Genomic DNA, 15,806 nt, shown 5'->3' with positions numbered 1-15,806 from the left:
TTTGGAATGAACCTTTCAGGTGAACATCGTAGGGTTGGTGTAAAGGTTTGAGGAAACGTCATACAGCTTGCGTCCAATTTGTCTGGACATTCAATTCCGCTTTTCTCTTCGGCTGTTTGCTATGACACAGCAGTGTCAATCGGCCACATCAATCGCAGCGGCACTGCGAAGTTGCAGGTAGATGAAAAACAAAGTGGTTAGCACGGTCAGGCGTGCGCAACTGAGTGCGGCGTGGTCGCTTGCAGTATAAACAGCTGCGGAATATGGCGAATCAATTCTCTGCCCCGCTTTATGTAGGAGCACGACTTGCCGGCGATGGCGATCTCCAGAACGATATCGCCGGCAAGCCGTGTCTTACAAGGAAGAGGCGGACAACCAAAAGGAGTGTGCCGTGCTTGCGACGGTTCTGGTATTGGTGGCGGCGCTGTTGCACGCCGCGTGGAATACCCTGATCAAATTCAGCGCGGAGCGACTGTTGGTGGTGGCCTGCATGGACAGCGTGGCCCTGCTGTTTGTCGCCCTGATGCTGCCCTTCGTGGCGCTGCCGCCACTGGAAATGTGGTCATGGATTCTTGCTTCAGCGGCATTTGAGTTGCTCTATCGCTACCTGCTGATCCAAGCCTATCGGGTCGGCGATCTGGGTCTGGTCTATCCCTTGATGCGTGGTCTGTCGCCGCTGGTGGTGCTGGCGCTGACGCTGACCTTCGCCGGGGAAGTGCTGACGGTTCAGCAGATCTTCGGCATTTTGCTGATCCCGTTCGGCATGTTGTGCCTGCTCTGGCAGGGCGGTGGCGGGGTGCGTCTGCCGTGGTCGATGCTGCCGGTGGTGGTGCTGATCGGGTTGTGCATCGGTTGCTACACCTTCATCGATGGCCAGGCCTTGCGGCGCTGGTCCCATCCGCTGGATTACCTGATATGGGTCACCTTGTTCAGCGCCTGGCCGTTTCCGCTATTGGCGCTGGCGAGCAAACGCCCGGCGTTTATGCTGTTCTGGCGCGAGCAGTGGCGGTTAGGGTTGGTGGTCGGGTTTTGCGTACTGTTCAGTTACGCTCTGGTGCTGTGGGCCATGCAGCTCGGCTCGATTGCCGAAGCCGCTGCGCTGCGCGAAATCAGTGTGATTCTGGTGGTGCTGTTCGGTATGCGCTACCTGAAAGAACCTTTCGGCAGGCCCCGGCTCTTAGCCTGTGGGTTGGTACTGATCGGCATGTTGGTGATGAAGTTTTAGTCACCTCTGATGGAATTCGATTTTCTATAACTTGAAGAAGGGACTGCGTTATGACGGTTGCTCTGTGGTGCATTTTGATTGCGATCTGCTTGCCTTACTTGTGCATAGGCATCGCCAAGGTCAGTGGCGGGTACGGGCTTAGACACAACCATGACCCTCGGGGATTTCTCGATTCCCTGGAAGGCATGGGCAAGCGGGCGCATGCGGCGCAACTGAACAGTTTTGAAGTGACCCCGGCGTTTGCGGCGGCGGTGATCGTGGCGCATCTGGCTGGCAATGCCGAACTGGTGACGATCAATGTACTGGCGGTGTTGTTTATCACCAGTCGGCTGCTGTACATCATTTGCTATCTGGCGGACTGGGCGATTTTGCGATCGTTGGTGTGGTTTGTGGGGGCGGGGTTGATCGTCAGCTTTTTTGTGGTTTCGGTTTGACGTTACTTCGGTTTTTTACTGACCTCATCGCGGCATGGGTATCTTTGTGAGCTACAGAGACTCTCTGCCGGGGCCTGGTGTTTTGGAGTACATATCCATTTCTGCGGTCACGGCCGCTGGCGGTTTCGCTTTTACAGCGAGTCACTTGGAAAAGCCCCAAGTAACCAAGGGCTCTTGCCCCGCCATTCGGTGCTTCGCTTGGGCTCGGCATGCCCTCTCTCCGGCATTGCTCCGGGGGCCCGCTGCCATCGGCAATCCATGGCCGGGGGCAGCTACCGCGGCATCCCTGCCGCGGTGCCCCCTGCACAACGCCTGCGTTCGGCCTCTGGGAAAAGGGGCAAGCAGATCAGGATCAAAAGCCAAAGCAACGGCAACGGCAAGATCAACAGCTTCGCGAGCAAGCCCACACAGTTGGACGGGGTACATTCGGGGAAGATCCGTCGGCTGACAGGCCGCCATCGCAGCGATGCGGCGACCCGACAAGCCAGCCACAAAAATCAGCCCCCATCCACTCTGCTTCTCACCACTCAACAGGCCGAGCGTTAGCTCGCCTGCAGCTGTTGATCTTGATGCACCGCCGCCTCGAGAGGCCGAGTGGAGGTTCTGCGCAGTGGGCAACCCGGCATGGATGCCGGGTTAGCCGCGCACGGCCAGGGATGGCCGATCGCGGCGGGCCCACGGAGCAGGACCGGAGCGAGGGCATGCCGAGCCCAGGCGAGGCACCGAACGACAGGGGCAAGAGCGCTTTGGTTACTTTCCGCCGGGCCGCGCAGGCTTTTCGAAAGTGACTCGCTGTAAAAGCGAAACCGCCAGCCGCCATGACCGCAGCAACGGATATGTACCCCACCATCATGTATAGATACCCATGGCCATCGCTGTTGAATTCAAGGGCTGGCTTTAACCGCATCGGCAACTTGAGGCACTTGCGGCAACGCCGCCCCTTTTGGCCACAGCATCCAGATCTGACCCTGCTGTTTCATGTCGCCGGCCAATTGCCCGGCCGCATCGCCCGTGCCCCAGAACAGGTCCGCGCGGACCTCGCCGGCAATTGCGCCGCCAGTATCTTGAGCTGCCACCGGGCGCACCAGTGCGCTGCCGTCCGGGCGTGTGGTCGATAACCACAACAGACTGCCGAGCGGAATCACCTTGCGGTCCACCGCCGCGCTATAACCTGCGGTCAGCGGTACATTCAGCGAGCCGCGCGGCCCTTCATTGCTGTCGGGGTTGCGGTTGAAGAACACGTAGCTGGGATTGCTACCGAGCAGTTCGGGAATGCGCGTCGGATTGGCTTTGGCCCAATTATCGATGGCGGCCATGGTCACGTCTTCTTTCTTCAGCTCACCCTGGTCCACCAGCCAGCGGCCGATAGGGCGATAGGGATGGCCGTTCTGGTCGGCGTAGCCGATGCGCAACTGACGACCGTCATCAAGCCGGATACGCCCTGAGCCCTGGATTTGCAGAAACTGCAGGTTCATCGGGTCGGTCAGCCAGGCAATTACCGGTGCCTTCACGCCTTTGGTTTCAATGGTTGCCGCATCGTCGTACGGTTTGAGTACGCGACCTTCGAGTCGTCCGCGCAGGCGCTTGCCTTTGAGTTCCGGGTAGATACTGTCCAGCGAGACGATGATCATGTCCTCTGGCACACCGTAGACCGGGATGTTGGCGTCCTCGGTTTGAGTCAGGCTGCCGGGGTACACCGGTTCGTAATAGCCAGTGATCAGACCGTTGGGGTTGTCATTGGCGGCACGCAGGCCATAGACGTCCAGGTTCTGTTTGAGGAAACCGCGGATGTCATTGGCGTTTGGCTGCACATTGGCGGAAGCCGCACAGGTGCCGCCCCAGACCGGGTCGGCCTTGAGTCGGGTGCAGGCGCTGCGCCACGAGCCGAAGCCGGCGACGAGGTCGTTGTCGGACACCGCCGGAAGCGCTTCCCAAGTGGCGCTGGAGTAGGTCGCCAGGGCGTGGGTTTTTGGTTTGCTGCTATCGCCGCCGGTGCAACCTGCCAGCACGGCCACCATCGGAAGGGTCCAGGCCAGATTGTGACGCCATGCCTTGAAACGGCTGTTCATGGAGTAATTCCTTTGTCGGTTGCCTGAGTGCTCCATGCGCTCAAACAACCCGTATTGATAATAGGGCTATTGGTCTTTGCCGGTGACGCGAGGATACTGGCCGCCGTTTCCAGTGACCTGAAGCCACCATGACTCTTAAAAGACTTTTTGTTTTATTGCTGGCCTGCCTGACCTTGTCCGCCTGCGGCGGTGTCGATCCGAATTCGCCACTGGGTCAGCGCAAGACGATCTTCAAGCAGATGCTCAAGGCCGGCGAAGACCTGGGCGGCATGTTGCGTGGACGTATTCCATTCGATGGTCCGAAATTCGCTGAGGGTGCCGTGAAGCTCGACACTTTGTCCCATGAGCCGTGGAAACACTTCCCGCAGGTACGCGAAGACGATCACACCAGCGCCAAGGATGATGTCTGGCAGAAGCAGGCACGTTTCCAGGAGATGGCCCGAACCCTTGAAGGTGCCACCGGTGAACTGGTGATCGCCAGTAAGGTTCAGCCTTACAAGGTCAGCAACCTGGGGCCGGCGGTGCAGAAAGTCGAAGATGCCTGTAGTGCGTGCCATAAAGAGTTTCGGGATCATTGATTGTAGGAGTTGGGCCAGTGAATGGTTTTTGAGACTGTCAAAAGCTTCGCTGGCAAGCCAGCTCCTACTTGTCCAGCTCATCCAGCGCTTCCTGCATTTCCTTGCGCGATTGCGCCAGTTTTTCTTTGCGCTTGTTGATTTTCTCGGCGTCGCCTTTTTTCATCGCCTTGTCGAGATCGGCCTGACGTACGCTGACTTCGTGCTTGGCCTCGAGCACCTTGTTTTCCCGCTCCTTCTTCAAGGAGGCGTCGGTGCAATGGGCGGTGACTTCGCTCAGGGCGGTTTCCAGGCCCGCCTGTTGATCGGCGTTGCCGCGGGACTTGGCCAGTTCGATCTGGTTGATGATGCCTTGTTTTTTGGCGGCGCAGCCGGTCAGGCCAGGTGCGTCTTCGGCGGCCATCAATGGAGCGGCCATCACGCTGCACAGGGTCAACAAGGCGAGCGGTGAAAGAAGTTTCATAAAAGCTCCAGGTGAAAAAATCGATGTAGCGATGGGCTGTTTGAGCGCATCGGCCCCTTTGGGTTCCCGGTTCTCAGGCAGGGCTGGCAGCTAGAAACCCTCAATTCCGGCAACCCGTAATGTTTCACTCAAGGCCAGGACCTGCGGGTCGCGGAAAAATGCGCTCAATTGCGCTGCGCGTCCCGGGCCAATGCCGGCTTCGGCCTGCCATTGTTCGGTGTTTCGTTGCGCCAGCGCCTGCCATGAGTCGGCGAGGCGTGCCTGGCCTGTCGGCGGCAAGCCCAGGGCTTTGAGCCAGCGAGCGAACGGGCGTTGCCGGGCGCTGTTGAAACTGTTCAAAAGACGAGCACTGCTGCGCTCACCGAAGCCGTCAATGGTAGCAAGCTCTTGCTCATCGAGGGTTAACCAATCGAGCAGGTTACCAAGGCGTTCTGCCTTGAGCAGTTTCTCCCAAGTGCCCGGCCCGACATGAGGCAAGGCCAGCCCCTGTTTGCCGCTGAGCCAGCTCAGGCGTGCGAGGAATTGGCTTTCGCATCCTGGTGTCGGTTGCCAGCAGCTTAACGGATGAAAGTCTGCTGCCAGCGGTACGTTCAAATCAGGACGTTCGGTGCTGCGCAATACGACACCATCGAGTCTGGGGATGGTCAGCCCCGCCAGGCTGATGGCGACCTGATCGCCCGGGCGAATATCCAGGGCTTCCCAGCGTTGCAGGGAGCTGACACTCACGCGCTTGATTTGCCGGTCATCGAGCATCACCGGTGCCAGATCCAGCACGGGTGTGATCCGGCCCGTCCGCCCGATCTTGAAGTGGACCTTGCGAACTTCGGCCAGCGCTTGGGCAAAAGGGTATTTCCAGGCGACGCTCCAGTAAGGCGCTTTCGCCTGCCAGCGCTCGGCCGGTGGGCGTTGGCTCTGACGCAAGACGACCCCATCGCTGGCAAAGGGCAGGGGCGAGCGATACCAGTGATCGCGCCAGTGCTCGGCATCGGCAAATGCCTTGATCGGCTGACTGTAGAGCGCCGTGCTCGGGAACCCCAACTCATCCAGAGCAGCGACGCGGGCCGGCAGGTTTTTCGGGCCTTGCGGCCAGTCCCAGACAAACAGCCCGATACCGGCGGCTTGCTCAGGGCTCAGCGCTTTACGCGCCATCAACCCGGCCACCGTGGCGCGGGCATTGAGGCTGCCGGCCTGGGCTTGTATGTGTTCAGTCAGGCGCCAATAGAGTTCGCCTTGCAACAATAGATCCAGCGGCTGCGAAAGCTTTTGAGGGATGGCAGCGATCTGGCGCGCCGAGGCAGTCCAGTCCTGACCCTTTACCCCGTCACCCCGACTGATCGCCTGTTGCAGCCAGCCGTTGCGATAGATCAACGTCACGGCCACGCCGTCGACCTTGGGCTGAATCCAGACCTCGCCCCGATCTTTTAGCCAGGTTTCGACGGCGCGCCCATCGCGCAGCTTTTCCAGGCCGGTGTGGGCGATGGGGTGGGCAAGCGTGCCGCCGGCCGTACGCAATGGTTCGGCGGAAAGCCCTGAATCAAAGCACTCGCGCCATTCGGTCAGTCGCGCGCGGGACTGATCGTAGAGTTCATCGGCGATCAGCGAGTGGCCTTCACGGTGGTAGCTGTCGTCCCAACGATCGATTTGCAATTGCAGGGTGGTGATTTCTTCCTGCGCGCGGGCGGGCTGCCAGTCGGGGCATTCGGCGGCATTGGTAGTCAGACAGGCGAAGGTCAGCAGGAAGGAAAAAAACAGGCGCAGGTCGGGCAGCATCGAGAGCGTCCTTGCTCAGTGGGATGCTTGAAGGCTAGGACGGATTTCCACAATGACGAGGCGACTGTTTTTCAGTATGTGTCGACGCAACTTGTAGGAGCGAGGCTTGCCCGCGAAGAAGTTGACGCGGTCTTTCTGAAGGACCGCATTATCGTTCTTCGCGGGCAAGCCTCGCTCCTACAAACGACGCGGGCAATAAAAAGCCCCGCACGGCGAACCGTGCGGGGCTTTGGGTACCGCCGGGGAAGTCTTACAGGCCAGCCGCGACGCGCAGATCGTCGGCGCGGTCGGTTTTTTCCCAAGTGAAGGTGGTGAACGTATCGTCGCCCACGGTCTTGGTGGCCGGGGTGCGACCGAAGTGGCCGTACGCAGCGGTTTCCTGGTACATCGGGTGCAGCAGGTCGAGCATGGTGGTGATCGCGTATGGACGCAGGTCGAACACTTCGCGAACCAGTTTGACGATCTTGTCGTCGCTGATTTTGCCGGTGCCGAAGGTGTTCAACGAAATCGATGTAGGCTGGGCAACACCGATTGCGTAGGAAACCTGAATCTCGCAGCGCTCGGCCAGGCCAGCAGCGACAATGTTCTTGGCCACGTAACGACCGGCGTAGGCCGCCGAACGGTCAACCTTCGATGGATCCTTGCCGGAGAACGCGCCACCGCCGTGACGGGCCATGCCGCCGTAGCTGTCGACGATGATCTTGCGACCGGTCAGGCCGCAGTCGCCCACCGGGCCACCGATGATGAATTGGCCAGTCGGGTTGATGTGGAACTGGGTGTCTTTGGACAACAGCTCGGCAGGCAATACGTGCTTGACGATCAGTTCCATCACGCCTTCGCGCAGGTCTTTGTAGGACACTTCAGGGTTGTGCTGGGTCGACAGTACAACGGCGTCGATACCGACAACCTTGCCGCCTTCGTAACGGCAAGTCACTTGCGACTTGGCGTCCGGGCGCAGCCAAGGCAGCAGGCCGGATTTACGGGCTTCCGCCTGACGTTGAACCAACTGGTGCGAGAAGGTGATCGGTGCTGGCATCAGCACGTCGGTTTCGTTGCTGGCGTAGCCGAACATCAGGCCCTGGTCACCGGCGCCCTGGTCTTCAGGCTTGGCACGATCAACGCCCTGGTTGATGTCAGGGGACTGCTTGCCGATGATGTTCATCACGCCGCAAGTTGCACCGTCGAAGCCGACATTGGAGCTGTTGTAGCCGATGTCGAGAATCACGTTACGGACGATGTCTTCCAGATCGACCCAGGCCGACGTGGTGACTTCACCTGCGATGATTGCCACGCCGGTTTTCACCAGCGTTTCGCACGCCACGCGGGCGAGCTTGTCTTCAGCAATGATGGCGTCCAGCACCGCATCGGAAATCTGGTCGGCGATTTTGTCCGGATGCCCTTCGGACACTGACTCGGAGGTGAAGAGGGAGTATTCGCTCATCTCGATTTTTTCCTGAATTTACCGATGGTGAGTGTCGCCAGCCGGTCGCTGAAAATGGCGGACCTGAATCTGGAAACCATTACGTAAGCCTACATAGAGACTTTCCCCGGGAACGAGTCCCGCAGCGGTGGCCCAACGGGCCAGATCGTCCTGTTCAAACCCCAACCAGAGATCACCGCAGGCCTCCCTGGCCCAACTCTGATTGTGGCTGCATAAGTCTGTTACGAGCAGGCTGCCGCCTGGTTGCAGCAAGTCGGCCATGCGTTTGAGCGCTTCGGCCGGTGCGGCGAAATGGTGCAGTACCATGTTCAGTACAACGCAATCAGCCTTGAGGCTTACACCGTTCAATGCATCGGCCAATTGCAGGCTGACGTTCGCCAGCGTTTCACGTTCACAGACCTGACGGGCCAGATCGAGCATCGCCGGGCTGTTGTCCAACGCCGTGACTTGAGTGAAACGAAGTGCCAGCTCCGGCAGAAAGCTGCCATCGCCGGGACCCACTTCGATGGCTGTGGCGCCAGGGCCGAAACTCAGCTTGTCGAGCAGTGCCACCACGCTTTCGCGGTATTGCGGCAGGCCGGCGATCAAGTCTTGCTGGGCGCGAAACTTCTCCGCGACCCGTGAGAAAAAGTCCTGGCTGGCCGCCGCCCGTTGTCCATGGACCTGACCGATCCGCGACTGAACGTCAGTCGGCAGGGTCAGGTTATCCACTTCTTCCAGCAGCGCGGCGTGCAGCTTGCCGCCCAACAGATCGGTGTGGGGCAGGGCGCGACGATAGAAAATCGCATTGCCTTCACGGCGGGTCGCCACCAGATCGGCCTGGGCCAAAACCTTGAGGTGATGACTCATGCCGGACTGACCAATGCTGAAGATCTGTGCCAGTTCCAGTACGCCAAACGAATCGTTGGCCAGCGCGCGCAAAACATTCAGCCGCAGAGGATCGCCGCCGGCCTTGCACAGGGCCGCCAGCTCATCGCAATCGTCATGTCGAATGGAAGGCACGCGTAAATTCATAAGGCCAGCAGTCTAGTGACGCCCGGAAATCACCGCAAGGGCAATATCAAAAAGTTTTGATATTGCTCGATAGATGGCACTTCTTGACGTTAGGTTCAGTCAGTAAACGAACAGCGGAAAGGTTTCATCAGCCGAATACATCGTTATCCGTTGGAAAAACGCCTTCGGATGACTATCTGTCATTGCCCCGAGGCGTCCGGGTGAGGGAAAATGCTCGCCTTTTTTCCGTTTCGTTTTATTCATTCTCGATTCAGTACCCGCAGGAGAACAGCGATGCCCAGCCGTCGTGAGCGTGCCAATGCCATTCGTGCCCTCAGCATGGATGCCGTGCAAAAAGCCAACAGCGGCCATCCCGGTGCCCCTATGGGTATGGCGGATATTGCCGAAGTACTTTGGGGTGATTACCTGAAGCACAATCCGAGCAATCCATCGTTCGCCGACCGTGACCGCTTCGTGCTGTCCAACGGTCACGGTTCGATGCTGATCTACTCGCTGCTGCACCTGACCGGCTACGACCTGTCGATCGATGACCTGAAAAGCTTCCGTCAGCTGCACAGCCGTACTCCGGGTCACCCGGAATTCGGTTATACGCCGGGCGTTGAAACCACCACCGGTCCACTGGGCCAAGGCCTGGCCAACGCCGTGGGTTTCGCCTTGGCGGAAAAAGTTCTGGCGGCGCAGTTCAACCGTCCCGGCCATAACGTCGTCGATCACCACACCTACGTGTTCCTGGGTGATGGCTGCATGATGGAAGGTATTTCCCACGAAGTCAGCTCTCTGGCGGGTACCTTGGGTCTGGGCAAACTGATCGCCTTCTACGATGACAACGGCATCTCCATCGACGGCGAAGTCGAAGGCTGGTTCACCGATGACACGCCGAAGCGTTTCGAGTCCTACAACTGGCAAGTGATCCGCAACGTTGACGGTCACGACCCAGAAGAAATCAAGATCGCCATCGAAACAGCGCGCAAAAGCGAGCAGCCGACGCTGATCTGCTGCAAGACCACCATCGGCTTCGGTTCGCCGAACAAGCAAGGCAAGGAAGACTGCCACGGCGCCCCATTGGGTGACGCGGAAATCGCCCTGACCCGCGAAGCACTGAAGTGGAACCACGGCCCGTTCGAAATCCCGGCCAACATCTATGCCGAGTGGGATGCCAAGGAAGCCGGTCGCGCTGCCGAAGCCGAATGGGATCAGCGTTTCGCTGCTTACTCCGCTGCTTTCCCGGAGCTGGCCAACGAACTGGTTCGTCGTCTGAGCGGTGATCTGCCGACTGACTTCGCTGAAAAAGCTTCTGCTTACATCGCTGAAGTCGCCGCCAAGGGCGAAACCATCGCCAGCCGTAAAGCCAGCCAGAACGCCCTGAACGCGTTTGGCCCGCTGCTACCGGAACTGCTCGGCGGTTCGGCTGACCTGGCCGGTTCCAACCTGACCCTGTGGAAAGGTTGCAAAGGCGTCACCGCCGAAGACGCCAGTGGCAACTACATGTACTACGGCGTTCGCGAGTTCGGCATGAGCGCGATCATGAACGGCGTAGCCCTGCACGGCGGCCTGGTGCCTTACGGCGCGACCTTCCTGATGTTCATGGAATACGCCCGCAACGCAGTGCGCATGTCGGCGTTGATGAAGAAACGCATCATCTATGTGTTCACCCATGACTCCATCGGTCTGGGCGAAGACGGCCCGACTCACCAGCCGATCGAGCAACTGGCCAGCCTGCGCTGCACGCCGAACCTCGACACCTGGCGTCCAGCCGATGCCGTTGAATCGGCAGTGGCCTGGAAATGCGCTCTGGAGCGTGACGACGGTCCGTCGGCACTGATCTTCTCCCGTCAGAATCTGCAGCACCAGACGCGCAATGCGATCCAGGTCGAAGAAATCGCGCGTGGCGGTTACGTGCTGAAAGACTGCGCGGGCGAGCCTGAACTGATCCTGATCGCCACCGGTTCGGAAGTCGGCCTGGCTGTTCAAGCCTTCGACAAACTGACCGAGCAAGGCCGCAAGGTGCGTGTTGTTTCGATGCCGTGCACCAGCGTCTTCGAAGCCCAGGACGCCGGCTACAAGCAAGCGGTTCTGCCATTGCAGGTCAGCGCGCGTATCGCCATCGAGGCCTCCCACGCGGACTACTGGTACAAGTACGTGGGTCTGGAAGGTCGCGTGATCGGCATGACCACCTACGGCGAGTCGGCGCCTGCGCCTGCCTTGTTCGAAGAATTCGGCTTCACCCTGGAAAACATCCTGGGTCAGGCTGAAGAGCTGCTGGAAGACTAAGCACGACGCGGTGGTTTCACGACCACCGCGGTCCTCTGTAGGAGCTGGCTTGCCAGCGAAGGCGTCTGTTCAGTCGACGACAATGTTGAACCTGATGGCCTCTTCGCTGGCAAGCCAGCTCCTACAAGGGTTGTGTCGTACTTGCGCCTAATCGAGAACCCCCATGCCTCAACCGCGTCCTTACAAAGTTGCACTCAACGGCTACGGCCGGATTGGTCGTTGCGTCTTGCGTGCGTTGTTTGAGCGAGGCTCGACGGCCGGGTTTGAAATTGTCGCGATCAACGATCTGGCTGACATGGCCAGCATCGAATACCTGACACGCTTCGACTCCACTCACGGGCGCTTTCCCGGCGAAGTGAGGGTCGAGGGCGATTGTCTGCATATTAATGGTGACTGCGTGAAGGTCTTGCGCAGTGCCACCCCCGAAGGCATCGATTGGGCGTCACTGGGCGTCGATCTGGTGCTGGAGTGCTCCGGCGCTTACCACACCCGTCAGGATGGCCAGCGTTTTCTCGACGCCGGTGCGCCACGGGTGCTGTTTTCCCAGCCGATGGCCAGCGAGGCGGATGTCGACGCCACCATCGTCTACGGTGTGAATCAGGATTGCCTGACCGGCGACGAGCTGCTGGTATCCAACGCTTCCTGCACCACCAACTGCGGCGTGCCGCTGTTGCGCCTGCTGGATCAGGCCATTGGTCTGGAATACGTGTCGATCACCACCATCCACTCGGCGATGAACGATCAGCCGGTGATCGACGCCTATCACCACGAAGACCTGCGCCGCACCCGTTCGGCGTTCCAGTCGGTGATTCCGGTGTCCACTGGTCTGGCGCGAGGCATCGAACGCCTGCTGCCGGAACTTGCCGGGCGAATTCAGGCCAAAGCCGTGCGGGTGCCGACGGTTAACGTGTCCTGTCTCGACATTACGATGCAGACCGTAAGTGATACCGACGCCACCGAGGTCAACCGGATTCTGCGCGAGGCCGCCACTCATGGTCCGCTCAAAGGCCTTCTGGCCTACACCGAGTTGCCTCACGCCAGTTGTGATTTCAATCATGACCCACATTCGGCCATCGTCGATGCCAGCCAGACCCGCGTTTCCGGCCCTCGGCTGGTGAACATCCTGGCCTGGTTCGACAACGAATGGGGTTTTGCCAATCGAATGCTGGACGTTGCAGAACACTATTTGCAAACAGCTGCACCACAACCAAAACCTGCTCTCTAAAACAGCTATCCAGGAATTGCGACCCATGACCGTGTTGAAGATGACCGACCTCGATCTGCAAGGTAAGCGCGTACTGATCCGCGAAGACCTCAACGTCCCAGTCAAGGACGGTGTTGTCACCAGCGATGCGCGAATCCTGGCTTCGCTGCCGACCATCAAGCTGGCCCTGGAAAAAGGCGCGGCCGTGATGGTCTGCTCGCACCTTGGCCGTCCGACCGAAGGCGAGTTCTCGGCCGAGAACAGCCTCAAGCCAGTCGCCGACTACTTGAGCAAGGCGCTGGGCCGCGAAGTGCCGCTGGTGTCCGATTACCTGGGCGGCGTCGACGTGAAAGCCGGCGACATCGTTCTGTTCGAAAACGTGCGCTTCAACAAGGGCGAGAAAAAGAACGCTGACGAACTGGCCAAGCAATACGCCGCCCTGTGCGACGTGTTTGTGATGGACGCCTTCGGCACTGCTCACCGCGCCGAAGGTTCGACCCATGGCGTGGCCAAGTTCGCCAAAGTCGCTGCCGCTGGCCCGCTGCTGGCCGCCGAACTGGACGCACTGGGCAAGGCCCTGGGCGCCCCGGCTCAGCCAATGGCCGCCATCGTTGCCGGCTCCAAGGTGTCGACCAAACTCGACGTACTGAACAGCCTGAGCCAGATCTGCAACCAGCTGATCGTCGGTGGCGGTATAGCCAACACCTTCCTGGCGGCTGCCGGTCACCCGGTCGGCAAATCCTTGTACGAGCCGGACCTGCTGGACACCGCCCGTGAAATCGCCGCCAAGGTCAGCGTGCCATTGCCGGTGGACGTGGTGGTTGCCAAGGAATTCGCTGAAAGCGCGACTGCGACCGTCAAGCTGATTGCCGACGTGGCCGCAGACGACATGATCCTGGACATCGGTCCACAGACCGCGGCGAATTTCGCCGAGCTGCTGAAGTCGTCCAAGACCATTCTGTGGAACGGCCCGGTGGGCGTGTTCGAATTCGACCAGTTCGGTAACGGCACCAAAGTGCTGGCCCAGGCCATCGCCGAAAGCTCGGCGTTCTCCATCGCAGGCGGTGGCGATACCCTGGCGGCCATCGATAAATATGGCGTTGCCGAGCAGATCTCCTACATTTCTACCGGCGGCGGCGCGTTCCTCGAGTTCGTCGAAGGCAAAGTGCTGCCGGCCGTTGAAGTTCTGGAAAGCCGGGCCAAGGCCTGAGGCCGTCCATTTGGCCGGGCAAAGGAGTGTTTACATGGTCAAGACCATAGCGCTGTTGATCGTTGCGGGTTCGCTGGCGGCTTGCGGGAGTAACCCGAAAGCCACGCCGGAACCCGAGCCGCGTGCGCCGGAAAAAGGCTGCTACCAGGCCGATTGGCAGGCGGAAACCAACCCGGTGATCAACAAGCGTTCCGGGCCGGATGGCTTGGACAAATACGAGACACAAAACCCGGCCAAGGAACATGGTTGCCCTTGAGGGGTCTGACTCTTTACTCAAGGCAGGCGGCGTGCGCTGTCAGTCGAGGAACATGGATGAAACGCTTTATTGCCGTTGCGGCACTGGTATTGCTGGCAGGTTGCGCCAATTTGAACCTGTTCAACGCTGCCGAGCCAGCGGACAGCTGGACCACCTGGACCTGCGACAGTCAGGCCAAAGTGCTCTGGCGCTACACTGACATAAGCCGCAAGGAAGTCGACGTTCGCCTGGGCGGTGCCGATCAGGTCTACCGCTTGAAGCTGGAGCCGGGTGCCGAAGGTTCGCTGTACAGCAACGACATGTTGGCGTTTCACGTAAAAGGTGAGGAAGGCCTGGTGTACTGGGTCGCCACCAATGATTTGATTGGCCGCGGCTGCAAGACCCTGTAGGAGCTGGCTTGCCAGCGAAGAGGCTAACGAAATACCTGTAGGAGCTGGCTTGCCAGCGAAGAGGCCCTCGAGGCCAACGGTGTCTTTGAAGACGCCTTCGCCGGCAAGCCGGCTCCTACAGGGGATGAGTCGAGTATTTACAGAATCCGCAGCCCGGGCCAACCCCCGATCTGCAATAACTTGAATAGCCGCCGCCGCTACGGCAGGCTGGCACGATTAACGACCCTCAACCGGGAGAGACACACACAATGGCACTTATCAGCATGCGCCAGATGCTGGACCACGCAGCCGAGTTCGGCTACGGCGTTCCAGCCTTCAACGTCAACAACCTTGAGCAGATGCGCGCCATCATGGAAGCCGCTGACAAGACTGACTCCCCGGTGATCGTCCAGGCTTCGGCCGGTGCTCGCAAATACGCCGGCGCACCGTTCCTGCGTCACCTGATCCTGGCGGCAATCGAAGAATTTCCGCACATCCCGGTGTGCATGCACCAGGACCACGGCACCAGCCCTGACGTCTGCCAGCGCTCGATCCAACTGGGCTTCAGCTCGGTAATGATGGACGGTTCCCTCGGCGAAGACGGCAAGACCCCGACCGACTACGACTACAACGTCCGCGTTACCCAACAAACCGTAGCCATGGCTCACGCCTGCGGCGTTTCGGTAGAAGGCGAGCTGGGTTGCCTGGGTTCGCTTGAAACCGGCATGGCCGGTGAAGAAGACGGCATCGGCGCCGAAGGCGTTCTGGATCACAGCCAAATGCTGACCGACCCGGAAGAAGCCGCTGACTTCGTCAAGCGCACCCAAGTCGATGCCCTGGCCATCGCCATCGGCACCAGCCACGGCGCCTACAAGTTCACCAAGCCGCCTACCGGCGACGTGCTGGCCATCGACCGCATCAAGGAAATCCACAAACGCATCCCGAACACCCACTTGGTAATGCACGGTTCGTCTTCGGTACCGCAAGAGTGGCTGGCGATCATCAACCAGTACGGCGGCGACATTAAAGAAACCTACGGCGTGCCGGTTGAAGAAATCGTCGAAGGCATCAAGCACGGCGTGCGCAAGGTCAACATCGATACTGACCTGCGTTTGGCTTCCACTGGTGCGATGCGTCGTTTGATGGCTACCAATCCTAGCGAGTTTGATCCGCGTAAGTTCTTCGGTGCGACCGTGACTGCGATGCGTGATGTGTGTATCGCACGTTATGAGCAGTTTGGTACGGCGGGGAATGCTTCGAAGATCAAGCCGATCTCGTTGGAAGCGATGTATCAGCGGTATTTGAAGGGTGAGTTGAACGCTAAGGTGAATTGAGCCTGAGCGTTAAGCTGCGTTGATAAAAAAACCGCCGAGAGGCGGTTTTTTTTATGGTGCGCCAGGCATGGCGCGTAGCGCCGTGACTGGCGCTGTTCAGCTCATTATGGTGATGAGTTGGATGACTTGGAGGTGGAAGTCCTCTACACACCCGGCAAGGGGAAGTGTTAGC

At 59.5% G+C, this 15,806-nt stretch carries 14 protein-coding genes; 9 read left to right on the top strand and 5 right to left on the bottom strand.

Features of this window, described 5'->3' with window-relative positions; genetic code table 11:
- Nucleotides 1-391 precede the first annotated feature (391 nt).
- Complete coding sequence (locus MEB48_RS19685) at nt 392-1,225, top strand: EamA family transporter (protein WP_237885624.1); 834 nt, start codon at nt 392-394, stop codon at nt 1,223-1,225.
- 50 nt (nt 1,226-1,275) lie between these two features.
- Nucleotides 1,276-1,659 (top strand): MAPEG family protein, encoded by a 384-nt coding sequence (locus MEB48_RS19680; protein WP_237885623.1) that lies wholly within the window; start codon nt 1,276-1,278, stop codon nt 1,657-1,659.
- An 884-nt stretch (nt 1,660-2,543) separates the two neighbouring features.
- Here the strand turns inward: MEB48_RS19680 and mltA are convergent.
- Nucleotides 2,544-3,728 (bottom strand): murein transglycosylase A, encoded by a 1,185-nt coding sequence (gene mltA, locus MEB48_RS19675; RefSeq protein WP_237885622.1) that lies wholly within the window; start codon nt 3,726-3,728, stop codon nt 2,544-2,546.
- A gap of 128 nt (nt 3,729-3,856) precedes the next feature.
- Between mltA and MEB48_RS19670 the strand changes: the two genes are divergently transcribed.
- Nucleotides 3,857-4,306, top strand: coding sequence for a c-type cytochrome (locus MEB48_RS19670; RefSeq protein WP_237885621.1), 450 nt, complete (start codon nt 3,857-3,859; stop codon nt 4,304-4,306).
- Nucleotides 4,307-4,370: 64 nt separating this feature from the next.
- Here MEB48_RS19670 and MEB48_RS19665 read toward each other — a convergent pair whose 3' ends face one another.
- The 4 genes from MEB48_RS19665 to MEB48_RS19650 all read right to left on the bottom strand — a co-directional run bounded on the left by MEB48_RS19665 (nt 4,371) and on the right by MEB48_RS19650 (nt 8,991).
- Nucleotides 4,371-4,766, bottom strand: a complete 396-nt coding sequence (locus tag MEB48_RS19665; protein ID WP_237885620.1) for a DUF1090 domain-containing protein — start codon at nt 4,764-4,766, stop codon at nt 4,371-4,373.
- Between the two features lie 90 nt (nt 4,767-4,856).
- Nucleotides 4,857-6,536 carry an NAD-dependent DNA ligase LigB gene (ligB, locus tag MEB48_RS19660; RefSeq protein ID WP_237885619.1) on the bottom strand — a complete coding sequence of 560 codons (1,680 nt, stop codon included), beginning with the start codon at nt 6,534-6,536 and terminating at the stop codon, nt 4,857-4,859.
- A 250-nt stretch (nt 6,537-6,786) separates the two neighbouring features.
- A complete protein-coding gene (gene metK / locus MEB48_RS19655; RefSeq protein ID WP_095052562.1) occupies nt 6,787-7,977 on the bottom strand; it encodes a methionine adenosyltransferase in 1,191 nt (396 codons plus the stop codon).
- Between the two features lie 18 nt (nt 7,978-7,995).
- Nucleotides 7,996-8,991, bottom strand: coding sequence for an ArsR/SmtB family transcription factor (locus tag MEB48_RS19650; protein WP_237885618.1), 996 nt, complete (start codon nt 8,989-8,991; stop codon nt 7,996-7,998).
- Nucleotides 8,992-9,264: 273 nt separating this feature from the next.
- Between MEB48_RS19650 and tkt the strand changes: the two genes are divergently transcribed.
- The 6 genes from tkt (at nt 9,265) to fba (ending at nt 15,634) form a co-directional block, all read left to right on the top strand.
- The gene (gene tkt / locus MEB48_RS19645) at nt 9,265-11,262 is read left to right on the top strand and encodes a transketolase (RefSeq protein WP_237885617.1); all 1,998 of its coding nucleotides are present in this window, start codon (nt 9,265-9,267) and stop codon (nt 11,260-11,262) included.
- Nucleotides 11,263-11,425: 163 nt separating this feature from the next.
- Nucleotides 11,426-12,487 carry an erythrose-4-phosphate dehydrogenase gene (epd, locus tag MEB48_RS19640; protein WP_237885616.1) on the top strand — a complete coding sequence of 354 codons (1,062 nt, stop codon included), beginning with the start codon at nt 11,426-11,428 and terminating at the stop codon, nt 12,485-12,487.
- 25 nt (nt 12,488-12,512) lie between these two features.
- Nucleotides 12,513-13,676: a phosphoglycerate kinase gene (locus MEB48_RS19635; RefSeq protein ID WP_007894933.1), complete on the top strand. Its 1,164-nt coding sequence runs from the start codon at nt 12,513-12,515 to the stop codon at nt 13,674-13,676.
- Between the two features lie 34 nt (nt 13,677-13,710).
- On the top strand, nt 13,711-13,932 hold the full coding sequence (locus MEB48_RS19630) for a hypothetical protein (RefSeq protein WP_237885615.1): 222 nt from the start codon (nt 13,711-13,713) through the stop codon (nt 13,930-13,932).
- Nucleotides 13,933-13,988: 56 nt separating this feature from the next.
- Nucleotides 13,989-14,321, top strand: coding sequence for an MliC family protein (locus MEB48_RS19625; protein ID WP_237885614.1), 333 nt, complete (start codon nt 13,989-13,991; stop codon nt 14,319-14,321).
- Nucleotides 14,322-14,569: 248 nt separating this feature from the next.
- Entirely contained in the window at nt 14,570-15,634 is a 1,065-nt protein-coding gene (fba, locus tag MEB48_RS19620) for a class II fructose-bisphosphate aldolase (RefSeq protein ID WP_007894938.1), read from the top strand.
- Nucleotides 15,635-15,806: the final 172 nt, after the last annotated feature.

The sequence above is a fragment of the Pseudomonas sp. PGPR40 genome, assembly GCF_022014505.1.
GTDB lineage: Bacteria > Pseudomonadota > Gammaproteobacteria > Pseudomonadales > Pseudomonadaceae > Aquipseudomonas.
The sequence above is the reverse complement of the archived record's forward strand: the minus strand, read 5'-3'. Positions and strand labels throughout refer to the sequence as shown.